The 22,156-nt window shown below is 68.0% G+C and carries 19 protein-coding genes, 1 tRNA gene and 1 pseudogene; 15 read left to right on the top strand and 6 right to left on the bottom strand.

What is annotated here, in order from left to right; all coding sequences use genetic code 11:
- The first annotated feature begins 893 nt into the window (after positions 1-893).
- Positions 894-1,973, top strand: a complete 1,080-nt coding sequence (locus CHB84_RS02780; protein WP_089299860.1) for a peptidyl-prolyl cis-trans isomerase — start codon at positions 894-896, stop codon at positions 1,971-1,973.
- A 263-nt stretch (positions 1,974-2,236) separates the two neighbouring features.
- Here CHB84_RS02780 and CHB84_RS02775 read toward each other — a convergent pair whose 3' ends face one another.
- A complete protein-coding gene (locus CHB84_RS02775; RefSeq protein WP_089299859.1) occupies positions 2,237-2,629 on the bottom strand; it encodes an IS3 family transposase in 393 nt (130 codons plus the stop codon).
- Between the two features lie 32 nt (positions 2,630-2,661).
- Entirely contained in the window at positions 2,662-2,847 is a 186-nt protein-coding gene (locus CHB84_RS22245) for a hypothetical protein (protein ID WP_141134555.1), read from the bottom strand.
- Positions 2,848-3,399: 552 nt separating this feature from the next.
- On the opposite strand from CHB84_RS22245, the gene CHB84_RS02770 reads away from it, so the two are divergent.
- The 4 genes from CHB84_RS02770 (at position 3,400) to CHB84_RS02755 (ending at position 10,490) form a co-directional block, all read left to right on the top strand.
- Positions 3,400-5,937 carry a molybdopterin cofactor-binding domain-containing protein gene (locus CHB84_RS02770; protein WP_089299858.1) on the top strand — a complete coding sequence of 846 codons (2,538 nt, stop codon included), beginning with the start codon at positions 3,400-3,402 and terminating at the stop codon, positions 5,935-5,937.
- Positions 5,938-5,961: 24 nt separating this feature from the next.
- On the top strand, positions 5,962-6,462 hold the full coding sequence (locus CHB84_RS02765; RefSeq protein ID WP_089299857.1) for a (2Fe-2S)-binding protein: 501 nt from the start codon (positions 5,962-5,964) through the stop codon (positions 6,460-6,462).
- 147 nt (positions 6,463-6,609) lie between these two features.
- Positions 6,610-8,499, top strand: a complete 1,890-nt coding sequence (locus tag CHB84_RS02760; RefSeq protein WP_245818513.1) for a selenium-binding family protein — start codon at positions 6,610-6,612, stop codon at positions 8,497-8,499.
- Between the two features lie 287 nt (positions 8,500-8,786).
- Positions 8,787-10,490, top strand: a complete 1,704-nt coding sequence (locus CHB84_RS02755) for an AMP-binding protein (protein ID WP_089299856.1) — start codon at positions 8,787-8,789, stop codon at positions 10,488-10,490.
- Between the two features lie 307 nt (positions 10,491-10,797).
- Here CHB84_RS02755 and CHB84_RS02750 read toward each other — a convergent pair.
- A tRNA-Arg gene (locus CHB84_RS02750) sits at positions 10,798-10,870 on the bottom strand.
- A gap of 162 nt (positions 10,871-11,032) precedes the next feature.
- On the opposite strand from CHB84_RS02750, the gene CHB84_RS02745 reads away from it, so the two are divergent.
- The 5 genes from CHB84_RS02745 to CHB84_RS02725 all read left to right on the top strand — a co-directional run bounded on the left by CHB84_RS02745 (position 11,033) and on the right by CHB84_RS02725 (position 15,952).
- Positions 11,033-11,683: a response regulator gene (locus tag CHB84_RS02745; protein ID WP_089299855.1), complete on the top strand. Its 651-nt coding sequence runs from the start codon at positions 11,033-11,035 to the stop codon at positions 11,681-11,683.
- A 124-nt stretch (positions 11,684-11,807) separates the two neighbouring features.
- Positions 11,808-12,503 carry a response regulator transcription factor gene (locus CHB84_RS02740; protein WP_089299854.1) on the top strand — a complete coding sequence of 232 codons (696 nt, stop codon included), beginning with the start codon at positions 11,808-11,810 and terminating at the stop codon, positions 12,501-12,503.
- Positions 12,500-13,912 (top strand): sensor histidine kinase, encoded by a 1,413-nt coding sequence (locus CHB84_RS02735; RefSeq protein WP_089299853.1) that lies wholly within the window; start codon positions 12,500-12,502, stop codon positions 13,910-13,912. Before CHB84_RS02740 ends, CHB84_RS02735 begins: the two co-directional genes overlap by 4 nt.
- 162 nt (positions 13,913-14,074) lie before the next feature.
- Positions 14,075-15,409, top strand: coding sequence for a S1C family serine protease (locus CHB84_RS02730; protein ID WP_089299852.1), 1,335 nt, complete (start codon positions 14,075-14,077; stop codon positions 15,407-15,409).
- A 39-nt stretch (positions 15,410-15,448) separates the two neighbouring features.
- On the top strand, positions 15,449-15,952 hold the full coding sequence (locus CHB84_RS02725) for a MogA/MoaB family molybdenum cofactor biosynthesis protein (RefSeq protein ID WP_089299851.1): 504 nt from the start codon (positions 15,449-15,451) through the stop codon (positions 15,950-15,952).
- Positions 15,953-16,011: 59 nt separating this feature from the next.
- Here CHB84_RS02725 and CHB84_RS02720 read toward each other — a convergent pair whose 3' ends face one another.
- Positions 16,012-16,746: an SAF domain-containing protein gene (locus CHB84_RS02720; protein WP_089299850.1), complete on the bottom strand. Its 735-nt coding sequence runs from the start codon at positions 16,744-16,746 to the stop codon at positions 16,012-16,014.
- 119 nt (positions 16,747-16,865) lie between these two features.
- Here CHB84_RS02720 and CHB84_RS23895 point away from each other — a divergent pair, with 119 nt between their 5' ends.
- Positions 16,866-17,183, top strand: coding sequence for a hypothetical protein (locus CHB84_RS23895; RefSeq protein ID WP_342743909.1), 318 nt, complete (start codon positions 16,866-16,868; stop codon positions 17,181-17,183).
- Positions 17,184-17,197: 14 nt separating this feature from the next.
- Here CHB84_RS23895 and CHB84_RS23890 read toward each other — a convergent pair.
- Positions 17,198-17,338 (bottom strand): annotated as a pseudogene (locus tag CHB84_RS23890) (FmdB family zinc ribbon protein); the annotation flags it as partial.
- Positions 17,339-17,440: 102 nt separating this feature from the next.
- Complete coding sequence (locus CHB84_RS02710) at positions 17,441-18,076, bottom strand: 5-formyltetrahydrofolate cyclo-ligase (protein WP_089299848.1); 636 nt, start codon at positions 18,074-18,076, stop codon at positions 17,441-17,443.
- A gap of 24 nt (positions 18,077-18,100) precedes the next feature.
- Here CHB84_RS02710 and CHB84_RS02705 point away from each other — a divergent pair, with 24 nt between their 5' ends.
- The 4 genes from CHB84_RS02705 to sepX all read left to right on the top strand — a co-directional run bounded on the left by CHB84_RS02705 (position 18,101) and on the right by sepX (position 22,120).
- Positions 18,101-19,018 (top strand): UTP--glucose-1-phosphate uridylyltransferase, encoded by a 918-nt coding sequence (locus CHB84_RS02705; protein WP_089299847.1) that lies wholly within the window; start codon positions 18,101-18,103, stop codon positions 19,016-19,018.
- The gene (gene glp / locus CHB84_RS02700) at positions 19,015-20,394 is read left to right on the top strand and encodes a molybdotransferase-like divisome protein Glp (RefSeq protein ID WP_089299846.1); all 1,380 of its coding nucleotides are present in this window, start codon (positions 19,015-19,017) and stop codon (positions 20,392-20,394) included. Before CHB84_RS02705 ends, glp begins: the two co-directional genes overlap by 4 nt.
- Positions 20,395-20,404: 10 nt before the next feature.
- Positions 20,405-21,082 (top strand): GNAT family N-acetyltransferase, encoded by a 678-nt coding sequence (locus CHB84_RS02695; RefSeq protein ID WP_089299845.1) that lies wholly within the window; start codon positions 20,405-20,407, stop codon positions 21,080-21,082.
- 159 nt (positions 21,083-21,241) lie between these two features.
- Positions 21,242-22,120, top strand: coding sequence for a divisome protein SepX/GlpR (gene sepX / locus CHB84_RS02690; protein ID WP_089299844.1), 879 nt, complete (start codon positions 21,242-21,244; stop codon positions 22,118-22,120).
- The last annotated feature ends 36 nt before the right edge of the window (positions 22,121-22,156 follow it).

Below are 22,156 nucleotides of genomic sequence, written 5' to 3'. Positions count from 1 at the left end.
CCGCCACAGCGGCCAGACCCCGACCCGAGACCCGCACCCGGCGCAGCCACCCCCACAGCACACCGACCCGCACCCGCGGCAGACGAACACGGCGCGCCCACCGCCCCAGCGGACGCAATACGCGACCCACCGCCACTCCACCCTTCGGTCGCGCAAACGTCATACCGGAAGGTGCTCCCTTCACCGATTCTTGTGGGCGCGGCTGCATCGTCACCCGCGATTGTCAACCTCGTGCACGTTGGTAACCCGAAGATCACTGTGACCGGTGTCAACCCCCGGAGCCAACCCGTGCCCCGAGTCCACGTCGGGCGTGAACTCGGGCGGCTGCCGAGCCGCCACCGTCGAGTTGCCCGGCTCCACCGGTACGCAGTACGTGATCGCCCGGGCCGAGCACGTACGCTACGCCGACGACCAACCGTCCTGGTCGGTGGCGCTGCTACCCATGAGTGATACCTGTGTTTATGATACAATAAATTAAAAGACACGCCATGGCCCGCACTCGGTCGGTGTTCGGCGTGCCGAGTGCGGGCGGGTGACCTAAGTAGACCAGGGCAGCACGAACGGACCGCCAGGGAGCCGCAACGGCCTGACGGGGGCGGCGGCATCGGAACTGTCAGCGACGTGTGTCGTCCCGTGACGCTCCCGGCTCGGGCAGTTACTCGTGGTGGTCTTCGGTTTGCGCTTGCCGCGCGCCTCCGCCACGTGCCGAGTATTGTCGGAGGTCAACGCATCGCCGCCGAGCCGTCCACGAGTTGCACACTGACTTGATTCGACCTCGTGGAGTCGATTCCCCGCCAATATGATGGGTACGCCACCGTCAGGCCGCTAACGGATCGATTGCTGCGCCACGGTCGATCTCTCGAGTACGCCATTAACAGGTGGGAGATGACAGGATGAAGCTGGCACGCATACGAGCAACGCTGGGCCGGGGAGTGCGTAACCTCCAGCGCCGCTCGGCGCTGGTGCCGAACACGGCACGCGGGCGACTACTCAGCCTCGCGCTGAGTGTGCTGATACTGGCCGGCGCCGCGACCCAGGTCGCAGTCGCGTGGGCGACCGATCTCCCCGACAACGCCGTGCTCCGCGTCGGAGACACCGTCGTTACCGAGGACGAGTTCCGGAAACGGGTCGAGACGTTGGAAAAGCTCTACGGCGTGAAGAAACCAGACGAGCAGTCGAAACGACAGCAGTTCAAAAAAGACTCTGCGAAATCGGTGGCGGTGAGTCACATACTTGATGTCGCCGCCCAGCGCCGAGACATCGTCATCGCGGACAAGAAGGCGCGAGATACACTCGACAAGATGCTGAATGAGCAACCGTCCGGAGATCGCGATTCCTTGACCAAGTTTCTTGAAAACCAAGGAATCGCCGAGGCAGACGTCCTCGACGAACTCAAACGACAGCTCGCCACCAGTCAACTGTTCGAGCAGGTCACCGCCGACGTCAAGCCGGTTACCGACGAGGAGGTGCGGACGTCCTACCAGGAACGCAAGAGCGAGATGGTCTCTCCTGAACAGCGACATCTACGCAACATCGTCGTCGACTCCAAACAAGAAGCACAGGATGTTCTGTCCGAGGCGCAGGCAGGCGCCGACTTCGCCACACTGGCCGCCCAACGCTCCCTGGACCAAAGCACCAAGGACAACGGCGGTGACCTAGGCACAGTCACCGCCGAACAACTACAGGAAAAATTCGCCGAAGCAGCCTTCCAGGTCGAGAAAGGCTCGTACTTCGGCCCGGTCAAGACCCAACACGGCTGGAATATCGGACACGTCGTCGAGGTCAAATCCAGCGAGCAACTCTCCTTCGACGAGGTTAAGGATCAGCTCGAAAAGGACCTGAACAGAAAACGCAAGTTGGAGACATGGCGCGACTGGCTCGGCGAGCAGATTAAGAAAGCCGACGTGGAATACGCCGACGAGTACCGCCCGGACAATCCGGACGCCCCACCGGCGGAGGTTCGGCAGAAATGACTAGTATCGAATAGATCGGAACCGGCTAGACACTCGTGGTTCAGCGGGTGATGTAGTGCAGGTGGGGTTGTCGAAGAAAGCTCCGACGACTCGGGCGAGTTTCTGCAGTAGCCGCAGGGCGGATGTGATCTTGCCTTTTCGGGGCGTCTTGACTGGTGACGCCGGTTTTGCCGGAGCGGTCGTGTGTGACGTGCTGTGATGGTGGGCGACACGTCGAGCGTGATGTGGGGCGGGCGTGGCCCCTGCGTTGATCATGAAGGTTCCTAACGGGCGGATACACCGACAATGTCGTCGATCGGCATGTATCGCTCGACCCGCGTGTGGTTGACCATCCAGCCGTCCTGGCGCAGCTGGGTATGCACGCGTGGGCAGCCGTAGGTACCGCCGCAGGAGGCGTGCACCCTGCCGATCTCGGAGAGCAACTCCTCGCCGGCCTGCTGCGCCGCGCTCGGCTCGGCGTCCTGATTCCGTCGCCACTGCTCGTAGGCCGAGATCGACACCCCGGCGGCGCGGCAGGGTGCCGCTACCGCGACGCCGTCGGCCGTGCCGGAGTCACCGCAGCGGTCGCGGGGCACTCGGCCGAGGCCCTCACCCACAAGGCTCATGAGCCCGCCCCGCAGGTCACGCTCCATGCGCAGCGTGGCGCCAGCCAGCACCAGCTCCCGCAGCCGCGTGCGCTCGTCGGTACTCAGCCCCTCCTGCGGGCCGCGAGCGGTGCGCGCTTGCCTGATCCAACCCCCAACCTGGAGTCACAGATACCCAGGTCACGGGCCGATTCGCACACCAACTTGCCGCCGGCCAGCACCAACTCCACGCCATCCCGCTTGAGCTCGGCCGAGAACTTCCGGTTACTTCGTTGTTGCCCTTCGGTCACACGGAGACTCTCCAAGCGACTCGAGTGTCCGGTCCAGCAAGGGAAGACCACCGTCGGATCCTCAAACCAAGAAAGCTTCCGCACACTCCGAGGCGGTTCAAGGGCCCCGGCGAGGAGGGTTGGGGTGTTTACCAGTGGTCCAGGTGGATGTGCGGCAAGGCGGGGGAAGGAGCCACAGCGGGGCTGTGGCGACTGAATACGGCGCCGCGAATCACCGCCCGGGCCACCGGAAATCCGACTGAATCCTCCTTGACGGGACACAAGACACGAACGGGTGATTGTTCGACGTCACCCCATTTCAGGGGTAGTGGACACGTGCGCGACCTGGCAGCTTGTCGGCTGTTGAGCAGCTCACAACGCAACGAGGTATGACCAGGAACGCAGGTATGGATCGACTCTACGGCTGGTCGCTGTCCAGGCTCCCCGACCTCGACCCCGACCCCGACCTCGACAGGTGACACGCCGTGAGCGTCCGACCAGCCGCCGTCATCACCTCGCGGAGGAACAGTTCATCCGCTGGATTTCCAAGGCCTATCAGGGAGGTCTTCATTCATGGCCAAACACACCGCGCACGCACGTCACGCCCGTGACGGCAACCGTCCGAGCAAGCCCGGCGCAGGGGACACTGATTCCACGTCTGCCGGTTCCGAGGGATTTGCTGGGGGCCTCGTCGCATCCGTTGGCGAGCACCTCACCGGCCGGCGCCGGTTCCTCGGTTACCTGCTGGCCGCACCCACGGTGGTGGCGGCCGCCCAGCTCGGCGAGTCCCTGCTCGGCTCACAGACGGCGGGCGCGGCGCAGCCGGTGCCGTCGAACCCGCAGGTCGCCGACAACTACGACCTCAGCGACGCGATATACGACGCGGCGAAGCCCACGTCCGACCTGATCACGGTCCAGGTCCACTCGGACGGCACCGTCTCGCACGAGATGGTCCGCACCGAGGTCGGCCAGGGCGTCCAGACCGCGATCGCGATGCTCATCGCCGAGGAGATGGACATCCCGATCGAGAAGGTCAACGTCACGCATGCCCCCGCCCGTCCCGAGCTGGTGTGGAACCAGCTCACCGGCGGATCGACCGCCATCGGCTCGCAGTTCACCCCCGTGCGGGTGGCCGCCGCGATCGCCAAGGGCCGACTCCTGGATGCGGCGGCAGCCAAGTGGGACCTCGCGAAGTCGGAGCTGACCGCCCACGCCGGGAGGATCCTCCGCCCGAGCGGGCAGGCCCTGTCCTTCGGGGAGCTGGCGGAGGCGGCCGCCGTCACGGAGAACGAGAAGGTATCGGCCGAACTCAAGCCGGAGTCGGATTTCAAGGTCATCGGCAAGCCGCAACGGCGCGTCGATGCGATGGACATCGTCACGGGCCAAAAGGAGTTCGCCACGGACATGGACATGCCGGACGCCTTGCCCACCATGGTGTGCCGGCCGCCGACGATCAACGGCACCGTCAAGTCGGTCAACAACGCTGACGAGGTCCAGAACATGCCCGGCGTGACCGACGTGGCGACGATTACCACCGGGGTGGCCGTGCGCGCCAGGACGTTCGGTCAGTGCGTCGACGCGATCCACGCATTGGACGTGAGCTGGAACGGCGGGCCGGTGGAAGGCACCTCCGACACCTCGATCGAGAAGGAGCTGAAGGACGCTCACCCACCGTGGGTCATCCCCGGCACACCGGGGACAAAGGCCTTCGAGAGGGAGTACACCTTCGCCTTCACCAACAACGCCCCCTTGGAACCCGCCACGGCGATCGCCGACGTCAAGGAAGGGAGCGCGGAGATCTGGGCGGCCGCGAAACTTCCGATCACGGCTCAGGGCGAAATCGCGTCCCTGTTGGGGTTGCCGGTCACCGCGGTGACGTTCAACGTGATCGGCTCGGGCGGCTCCTTCGGCCGCAGGCTCTTCAATGATGGCCCACTCGACGCGGCCGAGGCGTCCCAGAAGATGGGCAAGCCGGTGCGGCTGATGTGGCACCGTGCCGATGAGTACCGGCAGGGACGCGGGCGCCCGATGCAAGTGTCGAAGATCCGCGCCTTCCACGACGGCGAAGTGGTGCACTCCCTCGAGAATCGCTACACCAGCGTGTTCACCGACTTCGGGCACGGGTTCGGTGATCTGATGGCCCAGTACTATACATCGGTGAACCCTGACACACCCCTGGCTACCAATCCAGGCTCAGGCCTGGCCGTCTCGCAAGCGATCTTCGAGTTGACCGCGGTCTGGCCGTACAGCATGGGCCCCACCAAGCAGCTGCTCATGGAGGTCAGGCAGCCGACGGAATCCCCAGGGACGGAGCACAACCTCACCACCTTCAACACCACCGCCATGCGCCAGGTGTACAACCCCAACGTGGTCGCCGCTCAGGAGCTGTTCGTTGACGAACTGGCCAATGAGATGGGCCGGGACCGCTACGAGTTCCGGCGAGAGTTCGCCAAGGACGACAAGTTCCGCGAGGTGATCGAGAAGGTCGCCGAAGCCGGCAACTGGGGCCGGTCGCTGCCGGACGGCGTTGCGCAGGGCATCGGAGTGCACGAAGAGTACAAGCAGCACGCGGCGTGCTTGGTCGAGGTCGACTGCCGGCCGGAGACGGTCAACCGGAAGATCCCGGGTGGGACCACCGGACCGCGGGTTTTGCGTGTGGTCTTCGTGAGCACGGTCGCCAGGCACCTGGTGAACCCGCTGGGCGCGGAGGCGCAGCTGCAGGGCGGAATCATGGACGGCATCTCCCTGGCGCAGACCAACAGCCTGCACCTGAAGGACGGGGCCTTCCTGGAGGGCAGCTACGACGACTTCCGCTACACCCGCCAGTGGAACGTCCCGACGGACGTGAAGGTGATCCTGCTTCCGGAAGATTCGGAGGCCGAGGTCGGCGGCTTCGGCGAGGTCGGCGTCGCGCCCACGTGCGCAGCGGTGGCGTGCGCCATCGGTGCGGCAAGGGGCAGCTACCCGCACTACCTCCCGATCAGCCACAACGCGGGCATCCCGTTCGAGGTGAAGCCCCACGACCCGCCGATCCCGCAGTCGCCCACCAACGGCCTGGAGCACTACCCCGCCCCGGCCAAGGCCTCCGAAGAAACATCGCTGAACCCCTGACCCGATTCGAAGCAAGGAGATCCAGTGCCTGAGCACAGTTTCACCGTCAACGGCCGTCAGGTGACGGTCGACATCGAGGACGACGTGCGGATGCTGTGGGTGCTCCGTGACGTGCTCGGTGTCACCGGTCCGAAGTACGGCTGCGGCATCAACGTCTGCAAGGCCTGCACCAGCCACTACAACGGCCGGGCGTTCAACCCCTGCTCCGTGCCCGTGTCCAAGATCGGGCCCGACGACGAGATCACGACGATCGAGGGCCTCCCCGACACCGTCGGCAGCGACCTGCACCCGATGCAGGAGGCCTGGCTCGAGCACGACGTCGCCCAGTGCGGCTACTGCCAGCCCGGCCAGATCATGGCCGCTGTCGACCTGGTGAAGAAGCTTCACGCGGAGGGCCGCGACGTCACCGACGCGGACATCGACACCAACATGCGCAACGTCTGCCGTTGCGGTACGTACTACCGTATCCGCCAAGCCATCAAGGACGGCGCCGAGCGGATGAAGGGGACGAAGAAGGGGGGCTAGTACCGGTTGTCGAACCTACGGCCGCGTCTCGCTGCGACTGTGCGGTCGCAGCGAGACGCGGCCGGGGTGCGTCCCACGTGCGGTCGCGAGTGTTGCCCTCGTGACCGCACGCACCGATCGATGTCGAGACACGGAGGGAATTCGGTCATGCCGGCCACCAGGCGACGCCTGACACCGGCGGTGATGCTCGCCGCCGCCCTGCTCGCGAGCGCGAGCCTGCTGGTGACCCACCCCGACGCGGACGCGAACGTGCCCGTCGTCCCCACCCCGGCGGACGGAGAGGTCCTTGTCAAGGACACCGATGCGTACGGGGAGGTTTTGGTTTCGACGAGCCGTGTGCAGGGTAACGGCCAGCTTACCGACCAAGCCTTCACTGTCACCAACCACGTGGTAAGCGAGTACGCCCAGCAGGGCACGGACGGCAAACCGCAGGAGTATCTGTTGGTGTGGGCCGGCGACGAGAACGCCGCCGACACCGCCGTGCACGACGCCGAGACGCTGCCCGATTCGCTGCTGGATCCGGTGAACAAGGTCAAGAACGCCTCGGTCGGACCGGACTTCCTCGCGGTCATCGACGTGACCGAGGGCTCGCCGTCCTACGGCAAGCTCGTCAACACGGCCACGGTCGGCCCGCTCGTGTCGAACGAACCACATCACATGCAGTACACGTGGAGTAAGGGCGACACCGTCTTCGCAGGCGGACTGTTCAACTCGATGACCTACGCCTTCGACGTGTCCGACCTGCCGGAGATCAAGCTCAAGGGCGTGAGCACGCCTGTCGACACGCCTGGCGGGTCTGTTCCGGATGCGTACTCGGTGCTCGAGGACGGCACCGCGTACGCCACCTATATGGGCGGCCCGGTGCTGCCCGGCCCGCACCGCTACTCCGACGGTTCGGTACGCACCGGGAACGGTTATGCCGGCAGCCCCGGCGAGGTCGTGCGCTTCGACGAGAACGGCAATGTGCTTTCGGAGTCCCCGGCGGCGACCTCGCAGGGCGGGGACCCGGAACAATGCAAGAATATCCCGCAGGTGGACAAGGCGACCTGCGCGAACCCGCACGGCATCCAGGTGCGTGAGGACCTGGACACGATGGTCACCGGTGACTTCGTGGAACCGAGGACTCTCATCCTCGATCCGATCGACCCGCCCTCGCCGTACCTGTTCCGGTCGACGGTGCGGATCTGGGACATCTCCGATCGTAACCACCCGAAGGTCACGTCCGTCCAGCGTCTTCCCGATGATCCGCAGGAGGACCCGGAGGACCCCCGGCACCGCGACAGCAGCGGGCTCATGGAGGTCACCGTCACCCAGCAGCCGGAGCACAAGGGCGCGTTCGCGCAGACCATGCAGGGCGGGGCGATCTACTACGCGCCTGACATCACCGCGCAGAAACTGCAGTGGCGGAAGGTATGGGACGACGGCGACGCGCTCAAGGCGTTCCACCCGAGCAGCGGCAGCGAGGCCGCGGATACCAACGGCGGCTGGATCCAGACGAGCGCCAATGATCAGTTCCTGTACCACACGATCATGGGCCGCGAGAAGGGCGCGCTGGGTAGCGACGACCCGGGCGCGCCCGGTGGCATGATCTCACTGGACATCTCGAAGCTGGTAAATGCGGAGAACCCGAGGTGCGACCTGCACTCCAAACCCAAGGGCAAGCCGAAGTCCGCCGACTGCCCGACGCTGGCCGGGGCCGCCGGGATCAACCGGGACCAGCCGGGAAAGGGGCCGCACTTCGGCACCGTCGACAACTTCGAGCTGGGCCCGGACGGGAAGTACCGGGAAACCGACCAGCCGGACCGGCTGGCGGGGACGGACTACTTTGTCGCCAGGGCCGGGCACCGCACTGACCACAAGCTCTGGGTGACCGATGTCGGCGAGAACGGCGAGCTGTCCGTCGACGACAACTTCCGCGACGAGGCCACGAACTCGCCGGGTTGGGACTTCAACCGGGATGCCTGGCCGCACGGTCCGTTCGGCAACGCCAAGCCACACAAAGGACTGTTCGTCGTGGCGGACCAGGACGTGGAATAGCCATCGGACCCGGGTACCGAACATCGCTTGATGATCGGGAAGCCCGGAGCCGGAATCTCGGGTCCCGGAGAATCCCGGCTGCAGCGATTCTCCCGCCATCCACGTTACCCACTTTCGGTGGTAGCGCTGGATGGCGCGGAACGTATTCTTGACGGCAGCAATGCCGGGCCACCGTTCGGCCGGAACGGACAGAGCATGGAACGAGGCGTTGCGACGGCTGAATTCCGGCCCTCCGTCTATCGTCACCCGGTTTCCTCCGAAGCCCTGAACCAGTCTAGGAGTTCTCGTTGAGCATTGCCGAGTTCCGGGCAGCACGCGATCTGCTGCTGACACACCGGGAGGACTACGACACCGCCTGTCGCGAGTTCCGCTGGCCGCGGCTGGGCGAGTTCAACTGGGCGCTGGATCATTTCGACGCCGTCGCAGCGGACCCGGATACCGCGGACCGGCCGGCGCTGTGGATCGTCGAGCAGGAGGGCGACGAGGGCCGCTGGACCTACGCAGAGCTCTCGCAGCGGTCCAACCGGGTGGCGAACTGGCTGCGTGACCAGGGAGTGGGTCGAGGTGATCGCCTGATCCTCATGCTGGCCAACCAGCTCGAGCTGTGGGAGACGATCTTGGCCGCGATGAAGCTCGGCGCGGTGATCATCCCGGCCAGCACGCTGTTGGCGGCGGCGGATCTGCGTGACCGGGTTGAGCGCGGCCAGGTGCGTCACGTCGTTGTCCGGTCGGACATCACCGGCCAGTTCGACGATGTTCCCGGCGACTACACCCGGATCAGTGTCGGCACACCCGTCGACGGTTGGCGCGACTATGCGCAGGCCTACGAGGCGTCGCCGGAATTCGAGCCGGACGGGCCGACTCGGGCATCGGACACGCTGCTGCTGTATTTCACCTCGGGGACGACATCGTTACCCAAACTGGTCGAGCACACGCACGCCTCGTATCCGGTCGGTCACCTGTCCACGATGTACTGGATCGGACTACGGCCCGGGGACGTCCATCTGAACATCTCCTCGCCGGGCTGGGCCAAGCACGCGTGGAGCAACGTCTTCGCGCCGTGGAACGCCGAGGCGACGATATTCATCTACAACTACAACCGTTTCGATCCGGACGGGCTGTTGGATACGTTGGTGCGCTGCGGGGTGGACACCCTGTGCGCTCCGCCGACGGTGTGGCGGATGCTCATTCAGGCCGACCTGGGTAGGGTGTTGATTCCGTTACGCGAGGCGGTCGGCGCCGGTGAGCCGCTCAACCCAGAGGTCATCGAGCAGGTGGAAAAGGCATGGGGGCTGCGGATTCGAGACGGGTTCGGTCAGACGGAAACTACGGTGCAGGTGGCCAACACGCCGGGCCAGCCGATCAAGCTGGGCTCGATGGGCCGCGCGGTGCCCGGCTACACCGTCGAGCTGATCGATCCTGTGACCGGCGAACCTTCCGATGAGGGCGAAATCTGCCTGGACCTCGCGGAACGGCCCCTTGGCCTGATGGCCGGCTACCGCGACGACGAGGAGCGCAATGCCGAGGTGATGGCCGGTGGCTACTACCACACCGGTGATGTCGGGGCCCGCGATGAGGAGGGCTACATCACCTACGTCGGGCGCTCGGACGACGTGTTCAAGGCCTCGGATTACCGGATCTCGCCGTTCGAACTGGAAAGCGTGCTCATCGGACACGAAGCCGTGGCCGAGGCCGCGGTGGTGCCTTCCCCCGATCCGGTGCGGGGGGCGGTTCCCAAGGCCTACGTATTGCTGGCCGGGGGGCATCAGCCCGACCGTGACACCGCACTGACCATCCTGCGGTTCGCACGAGAGAATCTCGCCCCCTACAAGCGGATACGGCGGCTCGAGTTCGCCGAACTGCCCAAGACGATCTCCGGAAAGATCCGGCGGGTCCAGCTGCGTGACCGTGAGGACGAGCAGTACTCCAACGGCGAGGTACGACCGGAGGGCGAGTACCGCGACACCGATATCCCCGAGCTGCGCAGCTGAGTCCAGCCCGTAACCAGCGAGCTGGTCCGTCGCGGAGAACGACCTCGACCACAGAGTGAGCTGCGCCCTCCCGGGGCTCACCGCGACGTGCACCGGTGGTCATCGCGAGCCGGATCAGGGTTGCCCGGTCCGGATCGTCTCCGGCCTCGGTAAGGATCCGTGCGGCTTCGCGGCCTCGGTCTCGGCGTTCGGCTCGGCAGGCACAGTCCGCGTGAGGAAGTGACGCTTCCCTGAGATCGGGTCGATGCCCGCATACACCTGGGCGCGAAGCGCGCTCGGAAGCACCTATCACTGCTGGTCAGAAGGGCGCCCTCGGCAGGATTCGAACCTGCGACCTACCGCTTAGGAGGCGGTTGCTCTATCCCCTGAGCTACGAGGGCCCGGAACTCCCGACAGCCTATCTTGTTCTACCCGTGAGCCGGTACGAGGGCTGGAGCGTGGCGAGCAAAGTACGTAGTGTTCCGCATTGCGAGTTGCCTACCAGTGGGTAACCTTCAGTGCACGACAGGCGGCGATCCCGCCCGGCATTTCGGAGGGCAACTGTGATCAAAGTGGTGTACGCCGATGACGAGGAGCTTGTACGTTCCGGGCTGCGCGCCATGCTGGCGGGCGCGAGCGATATCACCGTTGTGGGTGAGGCGATCGATGGGCAGACAGCCGTGGACGTCGTACGCCGGAGACGGCCGGATGTCGTGCTGCTGGATATCAAGATGGGGGCGGAGGACGACGGTATCGAGGCGCTGACGGAGATCCTCGGCGCTCCGGAGCCTCCCACGGTGGCGATGCTGACCACCTTCGATGTCGACGACTACGTGAGCAGGGCCCTCAACAGCGGTGCGAACGGATTCCTGCTCAAGGACATCAAGCCTGCCTCGCTCGCGCAGGCGATCCGTGACCTGGCGCACGGGGGAGCTGTCATCGACCCGGGCGTTGCCGCGCGGATGCTGCGCGCCCAGCGGGACGGGCAGCGTGCGGCCGAGCCCGCGCGGGAGCTGCTCGACTCGCTGTCCGAGCGTGAGCGTGAGGTCGTCACGCTGATAGCGCAGGGCCTGTCCAACTCCGAGATCGGCTCCACGCTCTTCCTGTCCGAGGCCACGGTGAAGGGTTACGTCTCGTCCGTCCTCGCCAAGATCGGCGCGGCCAACCGGGTGCAGGCGGCCCTGCTCGCCTACCGCAGCGGCATGGTCGTGTAACGCTGAATGACGCTTTCAGTCCACGAGGCGAGCTGAATGCGTCATTGAGCACGCGAGGTGGACTGAAAGCGTCATTCAGCCCACCTCTCAGGCGGAGCTCAGTCGTACGCGCAACACTGTGTGCATGCGCATTCTTGTTGTCGACGACGACAGGGCGGTCCGTGAGTCGCTGCGCCGGTCCCTCGAGTTCAACGGCTACACCGTGGAGCTCGCCGGGGACGGCACCACCGCGCTCGACGCGATCACCGCGAACCGGCCGGACGCGATGGTGCTGGACGTGATGATGCCCAGGCTCGACGGGCTGGAGGTCGCACGCAGGCTGCGCAGCAGCGGCGACGACCTGCCGATCCTGGTGCTGACCGCGCGGGACACCGTGTCCGACCGCGTCTCCGGGCTGGATGCCGGTGCCGACGACTACCTGCCGAAGCCGTTCGCGCTCGAGGAGCTGCTCGCCAGGCTCCGCGCGCTGCTGCGCAGGGCAAGCGCGGAGGAGGACACCACGAGCGAGAACTCCAAGCCGCTGAGCTTCGCCGATCTCTCGCTCGACCCGGCCACGAGGGAGGTGCAGCGGGCCGAGCGCGCGATCAGCCTGACCCGCACCGAGTTCGCGCTGCTGGAACTGCTGATGCTCAACCCGAAGCGGGTGCTCACGCGCACCCGCATCCTGGAGGAAGTCTGGGGCTACGACTTCCCGACCTCCGGCAACGCCCTCGAGGTCTACATCGGCTACCTGCGACGCAAGACCGAGGCCGGCGGTGAGCCGCGGCTGATCCACACCGTGCGCGGTGTCGGTTACGTGCTCAGGGAGACACCTCCATGACAGAGCCCGGCCAGGCCGCGAGTAGCGTCCCAGCCGAGCCGCAGAAGCGTCGCTGGTCACTGCGCGCGCGAGTGGCGACCCTCGCCGCACTCTGCGTGGCCGTCGCCGTCGCGCTGGTCTCGCTCGGGGCGTACATGACCGTGCGGGGCAGCCTCTACGACAAGGTCGACGAAACCCTCGTGGCGCGGGCGAGCAGCGTGCTCAACGACCGCAACGTGATCGAGACGGGCGGCGCCAAGATCCCCGGTTACCTGTTCCGCCTGGCGGACGTGCAGTTCGACCTTGTGGACGCTCGGGGTGAGTCGCTGCTGCGCCACCCGGTGGGTGGTCCCCCGGTGGGCAGCCCGGAGACGCGGGTGGCGGCGGGCACCGCGTCGCGCTCCATCCGCACCGACGACGACAGCGACATGCGCGTGCTGAGCGTGCCGTACGAGTACGCGGACGGCGTCGCCCTGGTGGTCGCGCAGTCGCTCGAGGACACCCGGCGCAGCCTCGGCGCGCTCGCCGTCGTGCTGTTCGTCGTCAGCGGCGCCGGGATCGTGGTGGCGGCGCTGGCCGGTACCGCCGTGGCGCGGGGTGGCCTGCGGCCGGTGGAGCGGCTGACCGCCGCGACCGAACGTGTCGCCAACACCGGTGACTTGCGGCCCATCCCGGTGTCCGGTGACGACGAGCTGGCACGCCTGACACACAGCTTCAACACCATGCTCGCTGCCGTCGCCGACGCGCAGCAGCGTCAGCGCAGGCTCGTCGCCGACGCCGGTCACGAGCTGCGCACGCCGTTGACCTCGTTGCGCACCAACCTGGAGCTGTTACTCGCCGCGGGCAAGGCCGATGCCCCTGACCTCTCGTCGGAGGACCAGCGCGAGGTCGAGAACGACATTCGTGCGCAGCTCGACGAGCTGACCCAGCTCATCGGGGACCTGTCGCTGCTGGCCGGGGCGGACAACCCGCACGCCCGGCAGGAGCGGGTCGACCTGGTCGAGGTGGTGGAGCGCGCCCTCGAACGGGCTCGCAGGCGGGCGGGCGACGTGCGGTTCGACGTCGCGCTGCAACCCTGGGTGCTCACCGGTGACCCCAACATGCTGGAGCGCGCCGTCCTCAACCTGCTGGACAACGCGGTCAAGTTCTCCCCTGAGCAAGGAACCGTCCGGGTGCGGTTGTTCGCGGGCTACGACGGCGGCGCGGTCCTCGAGGTGGCGGACGCCGGTCCCGGCATCGCCGTGTCCGACCTGCCGAAGGTGTTCGACCGGTTCTACCGGTCCTCGGAGGCGCGCACGCTGCCCGGTTCGGGTCTCGGGTTGGCGATCGTGCACCAGGCGGTCCAGCGGCACGGCGGTTCGGTGATCGCGGGGCGTGCGCCGGAAGGTGGAGCCCTGTTCACCGTGCGGTTGCCGGGGTCGCCGCAGTGAAGCCCTGTGCCGCGAGCAGGCGCGCGGTGTGCCACACACCGTTGCCCTGCGGACATGCGACACACCAGGGTGGCAAGGGACACTGGAGAGCGACTACGAGTTCGTTGTCCTGCCACAGGTCTGGCTCAGCTGGTTCTCAGGGCAGTGGCGCAGGGTGGTGACATGAGCGAGAGCGAGCGAGACGCGCGCGACGAACGGTACGGTCCCGATCACCCGTGGCCGACCAGCGAGCGTCCGTACGTCGGTGGGTATCGTCAGCCGGGCGCGCCGAACCCGTGGTCGCGCCAGGGGCAGGAGGCGAACGCGGCGGACTATCCGGGTGCGCCGTCCGGCTACGGCTACCCGCCGTACGGGGGAGCGCGGCCGATGCCTCCCACGCAGGGGGTCGTGGCCGAGGATGCGGAGGCCGGCCGCCGGTACAGCAAGGCGTTGCTGGTGGCGGTGACCGCGATCGCCCTCGTCGCGGGGGCGGCGGGCGGCGTGATCGGCGGGCACGTCACTGCGGAGGACGCCGTCCCCCGTGGGGGGACCAACGCGCTGAACGAGCCGCCGCCCGCCGAGCAGACGGGTGACGCGCCGGACGGCTCGGTGGAGGCCGTCGCCCAGGAGGTCACGCCGAGCGTGGTGCAGCTGCAGGTCGCGGGTTCGGGCAGGGCCGGGGAGGGCTCGGGATTCGTGATCAGCGACGACGGCTACATCATGACGAACAGCCACGTCGTGGCGCCCGGCGGTGAGGAAGGCCGGATCCGGGTGAACTTCCACGACGGTAGCCAGGCAGGCGCCACCGTGGTCGGGCACGACCCGACCACGGATGTCGCCGTGATCCGGGCGAAGGGGGTCGGCAAGCTCGCCCCGGTGGAGCTGGGGCGTTCCGATGACCTGCGCGTGGGGCAGGACGTGGTGGCCATCGGGTCCCCGTTCGCGCTGTCCGGGACCGTGACCGCGGGCATCATCAGCGCGATGGATCGCCCGGTGCGCGCGGGTGGCGGTGAGGGCGGTCAGGAGACGGTGCTGAACGCGATACAGACCGACGCCGCCATCAACCCGGGCAACTCTGGGGGACCGCTGACGGATATGTCGGGCAACGTCATCGGGATCAACTCGGCGATCTACAGCCCGCGGCAAGGGCCGGGTGGCGGTTCGCAGGCAGGCAATATCGGCATCGGGTTCTCCATCCCGATCGACCAGGCGCGGCGTATCGCCGAGGAGATCATCGATACCGGGCAGGCGAAGCAGACCTATATCGGGGCCGGAGTCGCCGACGCCCGCGACGGCGGTGCGCTCATCCGGGAGGTCTTCCCGGGCACGCCTGCCGAGGAGGCCGGTCTGAACGAGGGTGACGTGATCACCCGGGTCGACGACCGGCCGATCCCGGACGCGGACGCGCTGATCGCCGAGATCCGCACGCGAGCGGCGGGGGAGACGGTGACCTTGACCATCGGGGATGACACGAGCCTCGAGGTGACACTCGGGGCAGAGCCCGCTGAGGGTGAGTAGGGAGACGGGATGCTGACTCGACCCGCTACGGTGGACGCCATGGAACGAAGTGCGCAGCGGATCGGTCGTGCGCTTGTGGTCGTGGTGGACGACCGGGTCGCTCATGGTGAGCGGGACGACACCACTGGTCCACTTGTCGCGGAGCTTCTGGAGGAAGCCGGGTTCATCGTGGACGGCACGGTCACGGTGCATGCCGAGAACGTGGCGATCCGGAACGCGTTGAACACCGCCGTGATCGGGGGCGCGGACCTGGTGATCACCGTGGGCGGCACCGGCGTGTCGCCGCGAGATGTGACCCCGGACGCCACGCACGGTGTCCTCGACCGTCCGATCCCCGGTATCGAGGAGGCGCTGCGTTCCTCGGGACTGGCCGCAGGCGCTGTGGATGCCGGTATCTCCCGCGGTCTGGCAGGGGTGTCCGGCAGCACGCTCGTGGTCAACCTCGCGGGGTCCCGCGCCGCCGTGCGTGACGGCATGGCGACGCTGTCCGCGCTCGTTCCGCACGTGATCGAGGAGCTGGCCGGGCGCGTCCAGGAGAACTGACCTCACCCTGAGTGCGCTGAATGACGCTTTCGGTCCACGAGAGGGACTGAAAGCGTCATTCAGCGCAACGTCACGGTTACGGGGCTGTGCAGGGACACGGCGGCCACATCCGAGGCCGTCCCGGGGTCGAGGGCCAGGAGTACGAGCTTGCCGCTGCCGCCGAGGCCGTCCAGACGGTCCTTGGTGCCTGCCCGCACGGCGAGCACGGTGGCTTCCTCGGCGACGACCCGGCCGTCCAGCTCGGCGGTGGCCGGGGCGACGACGTCCACTGTGGTACCGGGACGGAGCAGCTCTCCGACGCCGGCGTCGGAGAGCCGGACGGGCACGGCCGTCTTGCCTGGGTGTCCGCTGAGCTCACCGCCGTACTCCTCGATGAGACGGGCATCGGTCAGCGGTTCCCCGGCCCGGGCAGCGCCGGAGATGACCTTGCCTGCCGCGTCCTCCGGCGAGTCCAGCGCCCCTGCGGGGACCAGCTCGGTGGGCATCGTGACCACACGCAGGTCACCGGGGTTCAGCTCGCTGCCGGACTCCAGGTCAGCGGTGGTGGTCAGCACCGGTTCCTCGGCGACGTCGGCCCCGGCGGGAGCCAGCGCGAGCGCGGCGGCGAGCACGAACAGGGACGCCGCGAGGGCGCGGCGCACCTGAACGGACCGGGGCGCCCTGCCACCCGGCCGGCGTCGCCGGAGGCGCCGGAACCGGCGCCGGAGGAGCGCGGGCAGCGGCGCGGCGCGTGTCGAGGTCGTCGCCCGGTCCGGGTGGTCAGCAGAGAAGTCGGAGTGGTCGGTGGTGAACATGGGCACCCCAGAGCGGTCGGCTCTCCCGGGGCGGTCGCCTCCGGTTCACCGCGAACCGTAGTTCGGACCGGCCCGTGTGGGGTGCGGTTGTTCGTCCGGTTGTGGAACGCAGCCCTGCTGTGGACAACGTTCCGAGCGCACGTGCGGCACACCGGCCGCGCGGTGCGCGTGGCCGCGTATCACGGCAGGCGAGTCAGGACGTCGACGCGGCTGTGGTCTTGCTCGACGACGAGGTCCCGGAGCTCTCGGAGGTGCTGCCGGAGCTCTCGGAGGTGCTTGAGGTGCCGGACGAGTCGGAGGAACCCGAGGATGACGACTCGGATCCGGACGCTGAACCGGACGAGTCGGACGAGCCGGATGCCGCGCTGTCGCCGTTCGAGGAGGCCGGGCTGCTCGTCGAGTTCGAGGACGAGCTCGAGCGGGAGTCGTTGCGGTAGAAGCCGCTCCCCTTGAAGATGACGCCCACCGACCCGAACAGCTTGCGCAGGGTACCGGAGCACTCCGGGCAGTCGGTCAGGCTGGGCTCGGAGAACGACTGAACGGTCTCGAACTGGTGATCGCATGCCTTACATGCGTACTGGTACGTGGGCACGTGCGCTCCTCCGTGCTGGGTTCGTTTAGCACTCGCACTAGTCGAGTGCTAAATACTATCATCCGTTATCCCGGCTCGCGGTGCAATCGGGGATTCGTCACATCACGACGGCGGCGCGGACCCGTCGTGCCCGTGTCGCCGGGGCAGGCGGACGAGTCCGTAGCCGGGTGTGAGCGCACCCGTCATCCGCACGTCGTGGGGCTCGGCGGGCAGGGAACGCACCAGTTCCGTGTCGCGTATCACCGCGACTAGCTCCGTTCCCTCCCTCACCCGCGGCAGCGAACGGTCGTAGTAGCCGCCACCCCTGCCGAGGCGAACACCGCCGTCGTCGACGGCGAGCGCGGGGACGAGGACCGCATCGGCGTGCTCGATCGCCTCCGGGCCCAGCGTGCTGCCCGCGGGCTCCTTCAAACCCCGCAGCGGACCGTCGCGCAGCGACGCGGGACCGGTGTACGCAGCCCAGTCCAGCGGGCCGACGGTGCTCGGGATCACCGGAAGCAGCACGCGGACATGGACGCTGAGAAGCGCGTCGAGCAGGTCACGCGAGCCGGGCTCGGTGCCGAACGGCATGTACGCGCAGACGGTGTGGGCCACCCCCGCTATGGGCGGCGAGCAGACGGCCGCGGCGAGCGCGTCGGCCTCCGCGGCATGGGCGGTCTCTGGCAGCGCCTTCCGTTCGGCGAGGACGTGGACGCGCCAATCCGCCTTACTCGGGCGTTCATTGTCGGCTGAACTCACGTGATCAGGTTAGGCTTTCGTGCTATGACGGGCCAACGCGGTGACAGTACGAGCGAACCGACCTTCCGAACTGCCATTGTCCCCGCCGCCGGGCTGGGAACCCGGTTCCTTCCGGTGACCAAGACCGTGGCCAAGGAGCTGTTACCGGTCATCGACACACCGGGTATCGAGCTGGTGGCCAGGGAAGCAGCCGAGGCCGGGGCGCAGCGACTCGTGGTCGTGACCTCGCCGGCCAAGAGCGCGGTCGTCGAGTACTTCCAGCCTGCCCCCGAGCTGGAGAGCAGCCTGGCGGAGAAGGGCAAGACCGCGCTGCTGGACAAGGTGCGCCGCGCACCCGAGCTGATGGAGGTGACCTCCGCGACGCAGCGCGAAGCGCTCGGGCTCGGGCACGCTGTCGGCTGCGCCGAGTCGCAGCTGCGTCCGGACGACGACGCGGTCGCCGTGTTGCTGCCCGACGACCTGGTCGTGCCGACGGGGGTGCTCCAGCGTATGGCCGAGGTCCGCGCCTCGTACGGCGGCACCGTGCTGTGCGCCTTCGATGTGCCACGGGATCGGATCTCGGCGTACGGCGCGTTCGACGTCTCCGACACAGGAGAGGACGACGTGAAGCGGGTGCACGGGATGGTGGAGAAACCCGCGCCGGAGGAAGCGCCGTCCACTTTGGCGGCTGTCGGGCGTTACGTTCTCGATCGCGCGATATTCGACGCGCTGAAGCGGATCGCACCTGGTGCGGGCGGGGAGTTGCAGCTCACCGATGCCGTCGCGCTGGCGATCGAGGAGGGGCACCCGGTGCACGTGGTGGTCCATCGTGGCGGAAGACACGATCTCGGTAACCCCGGCGGGTTCGTGAAAGCCGTGGTGGACCACATGCTGGATGATCCGGAGTACGGTCCGGAGCTACGGACGTGGTTGAGTGAACGAATCGAGAGTGCGACGCGATGAGCACATCTGATCCGCAAACCGAGGAGCACGGCGCAGTGCAGCGCACCGAAGCCGAGCAGGCGGTCGCCGTCGACGAGGCGAATCGGGTGCCGGACGCCTCGGCGGCCCGCGTCGTGCCCGCCGCGCCGGATGCCGCTGCCGACGGGGAGCTGCGTCCCGTGGACGAGCAGCTGCGCCGTGTGTTCGATGCCGCCGTACGCCCGAGTCCGGTACGGGTGGCCATCTCCGAGTCGCAAGGGCTGCTCTGCGCGGAGGAAGTCGTCGCGGAGACCGCCCTGCCCGCGTTCGACCAGGCCGAGGTGGACGGATTCGCGGTACGCAGCGTCGATGTGCGGTCGGCCACCGAGGAGGAGCCGGTCGAGCTGCCGGTGGTCGGGGAGATCCCCGCGGGCTCGCAGCAACCGCGACGGCTGCAGCCCGGTCAGGCGGTGTGGGTCGCTCCCGCCGCGCCCCTGCCGACGCTGGCCGACGCGGTGATCCCGAGAGGCTCCGCCGACGACAACCCGGCACGGGTCACGGTGACCCGGTCGTTCCCGTCCGCGGCCAACGTCCGCAGGGCAGGCGAGGACGTGCAGACCGGCGACATAGCGGTGCGCAAGGGCGACATCATCGGTTCGGCCCAGGTCGGGCTGCTCGCTGCCGTGGGCCGGGCGAAGGTGCTGGTCTACCCGCGCCCCAGGGTGTCGGTGATCTCGGTGGGCGACGAGCTGGTCGACGTCGACAGGGAACCCGCCGTCGGGCAGGTGTACGACGTGAACTCCTACGCGCTCGCGGCGGCGGGGCGCGACGCCGGTGCCGAGGTCAACCGGGTGGGGATCTCGTCGACGGACCCCGCGACGCTGCGCGAGGTCGTCGAGGGCAGGCTGCTGATGTCGGAGATCGTGGTGATCGCGGGAGGCGCGGGCGGTAGCGCGGGGCACGACGTGCGGGCGGCCCTTTCCGACATGGGCAAGGTCGATATGACCAGGGTGGCGATGCACCCGGGGGACACGCAGGGCTTCGGCCAGCTCGGCCCGGACTCGGTGCCCACGTTCCTGCTGCCCGGCGACCCGACGAGCGCGCTGGTGGTCTTCGAGGTCCTGGTGCGTCCCCTGATCAGGGTGGCGCGCGGCTCGCGCAAACCGCATCGCAGGGTGGTGCACGCGCGCCTGCTGTCCCCGATCAGCTCGACCCAGGGGTGGAAGGGTTACGTGCGCGGGCAGTTGATGCGCGACGAGAGCAACGGGGAGTACCTCGTGCAGCCCCTCGGCACGTCCGGTTCGCACCTGCTCGCCTCGCTCGCCGAGGCGAACTGCCTGATCACCGTGGGCGAGATGTTGACGGACGTACCTGCCGGTGACGAGGTGCAGGTGGCGTTCCTGGCCCAGAACGGGTAGCGACAGGTCGATGTATCCGGACGCGCGTGGGGGGTCGGTGATCGGCTCGGCCGAGTCCGGGCATCCGGGCTGGCCCGCGCGGCTGGGGCCGGTCCGGGCGCGTGCCGGCGTCGTGGCGCTGCGGCCGTTGTGGCTGCGCGACGGTGCGGCGTGGCGGCGGATCCGGCTCGACGACCGCGACCACCTGGAGCAATGGGAGCCGTCCACTCCCGGCAGCTGGAAGCAGCGTCACACGTTGACGTCCTGGTGGACGCAGTGGTGGAGCCTGCGTTCGCTCGCTCGGCGCGGCCAGTGCCTTCCGTTCGCGATCACCGTCGACGGTGCGTTCGGCGGGCAGCTGACCATCGGGAACGTGGTCAGGTCCGCGCTGTGCTCCGGGTGGGTGGGGTACTGGGTGGCGTCCGGGTACGCCTCGGGCGGGGTGGCCACCGCGGCGCTCGGTCTTGCCGCCGACCACGCGTTCACGGCGGCGGGGCTGCACCGGCTGGAGGCCACGGTGCGGCCGGAGAACGCGGCCAGCCTGCGGGTGCTGACCAAGGCGGGCTTCCGGCAGGAGGGGTTGTTCCTGCGGTACCTCCATGTCGCCGGGGCGTGGCGGGACCACTACTGCTACGCGACCACCACCGAGGACTCCGGCACGGGGGTGGTCGCAGGCATGGTTGCCGCGGGCCTGATCGACCGCGAGTGAAACATCCGTTACCGGCCGCGACGCGTGCTTCGCGGCGCATGCTCGCCCGATCGAGTGTCACTTTTCGGGGTTCGATCGGCGCGCCTGCGTGGTGCGCGTGACTGCTGTGGCTAGTGTGAATGGACGATCACAGTGCTGCAGTCGGGGAGGCGACGGGAGATGCCGAGCTCGTTGATGATCGTCGCGCTAGCCGCGGCGTGGCTCGTCGTTCTCGTTCCTATGGTCGCGCGGAAGCGTCAGGAGGTCTCGCGGACCGGCGAGGACGCCCTGGCGGCCCGAGTGGTGCGGAGCGGGAGCGTGCGCACCGGCATGCGGGAGGAGAGCATGATGTCCGAATCCGCGGAGCGAGCAGGTCGTAGCGAAGACCAGGTCGAAGAGTACACCGACGCGCCCGGCGACGCCGAGCCGCGCGAAGCCGTCGACCCGGACGGAGCCGCCAGGCAGCGATCCCGCGCGGAGCGCGACGGCGACGGTGACTCCGCGACGCCCGAACGTGACGAGCGGGACGAACGTGACGAGCGGGACGCCGACGCCGGTAGCCGGTACCGCAGGGGCCGGGGCGGGTTCGACCCGGAGGCCGCGGAGATGGCCGCGCGTGCCAAGTACGCGTTCCGCCAGCGCGTGGTACTCGCGTTGCTGGGTACGGTGCTGCTCACGGCGCTGCTGGCCGGCTTCGTGCACGCGGGCCTGTGGTGGGTCAACGCGCTGGCCGTCGCCGGCCTTGCCGGGTACCTGGGATACCTGCGCAGGCAGGTCCGCATCGAGAACGAGATCCGGCAGCGCAGGATGGCCCGGCTCGGCGGCTCCCGCAGGCACGAGCGCAACCGGGAGTTGGCCTTCGACGACCATGACGTCGCTGATGGCGAGGTCCCGGCCCCCGAGTACGACGAGAGGTCGAGCGCGGTCGGCGAGGTGCGCAGCCACCCCCGCACCACACGCAGGCAGGCCGAGGTCCTCGACATCGACGACGAGGATCCCGCCTTCCACGAGCTCGACGAGCCCGACTACCCGGCGTACCGTAAGGCCGCCGGGGAGTAGACCCCCGGGCGATCACCCGGCCCGGCGGCTTGCTAT

This window comes from Haloechinothrix alba (assembly GCF_900188115.1).
Classification (GTDB): domain Bacteria; phylum Actinomycetota; class Actinomycetes; order Mycobacteriales; family Pseudonocardiaceae; genus Haloechinothrix; species Haloechinothrix alba.
The sequence above is the reverse complement of the archived record's forward strand: the minus strand, read 5'-3'. Positions and strand labels throughout refer to the sequence as shown.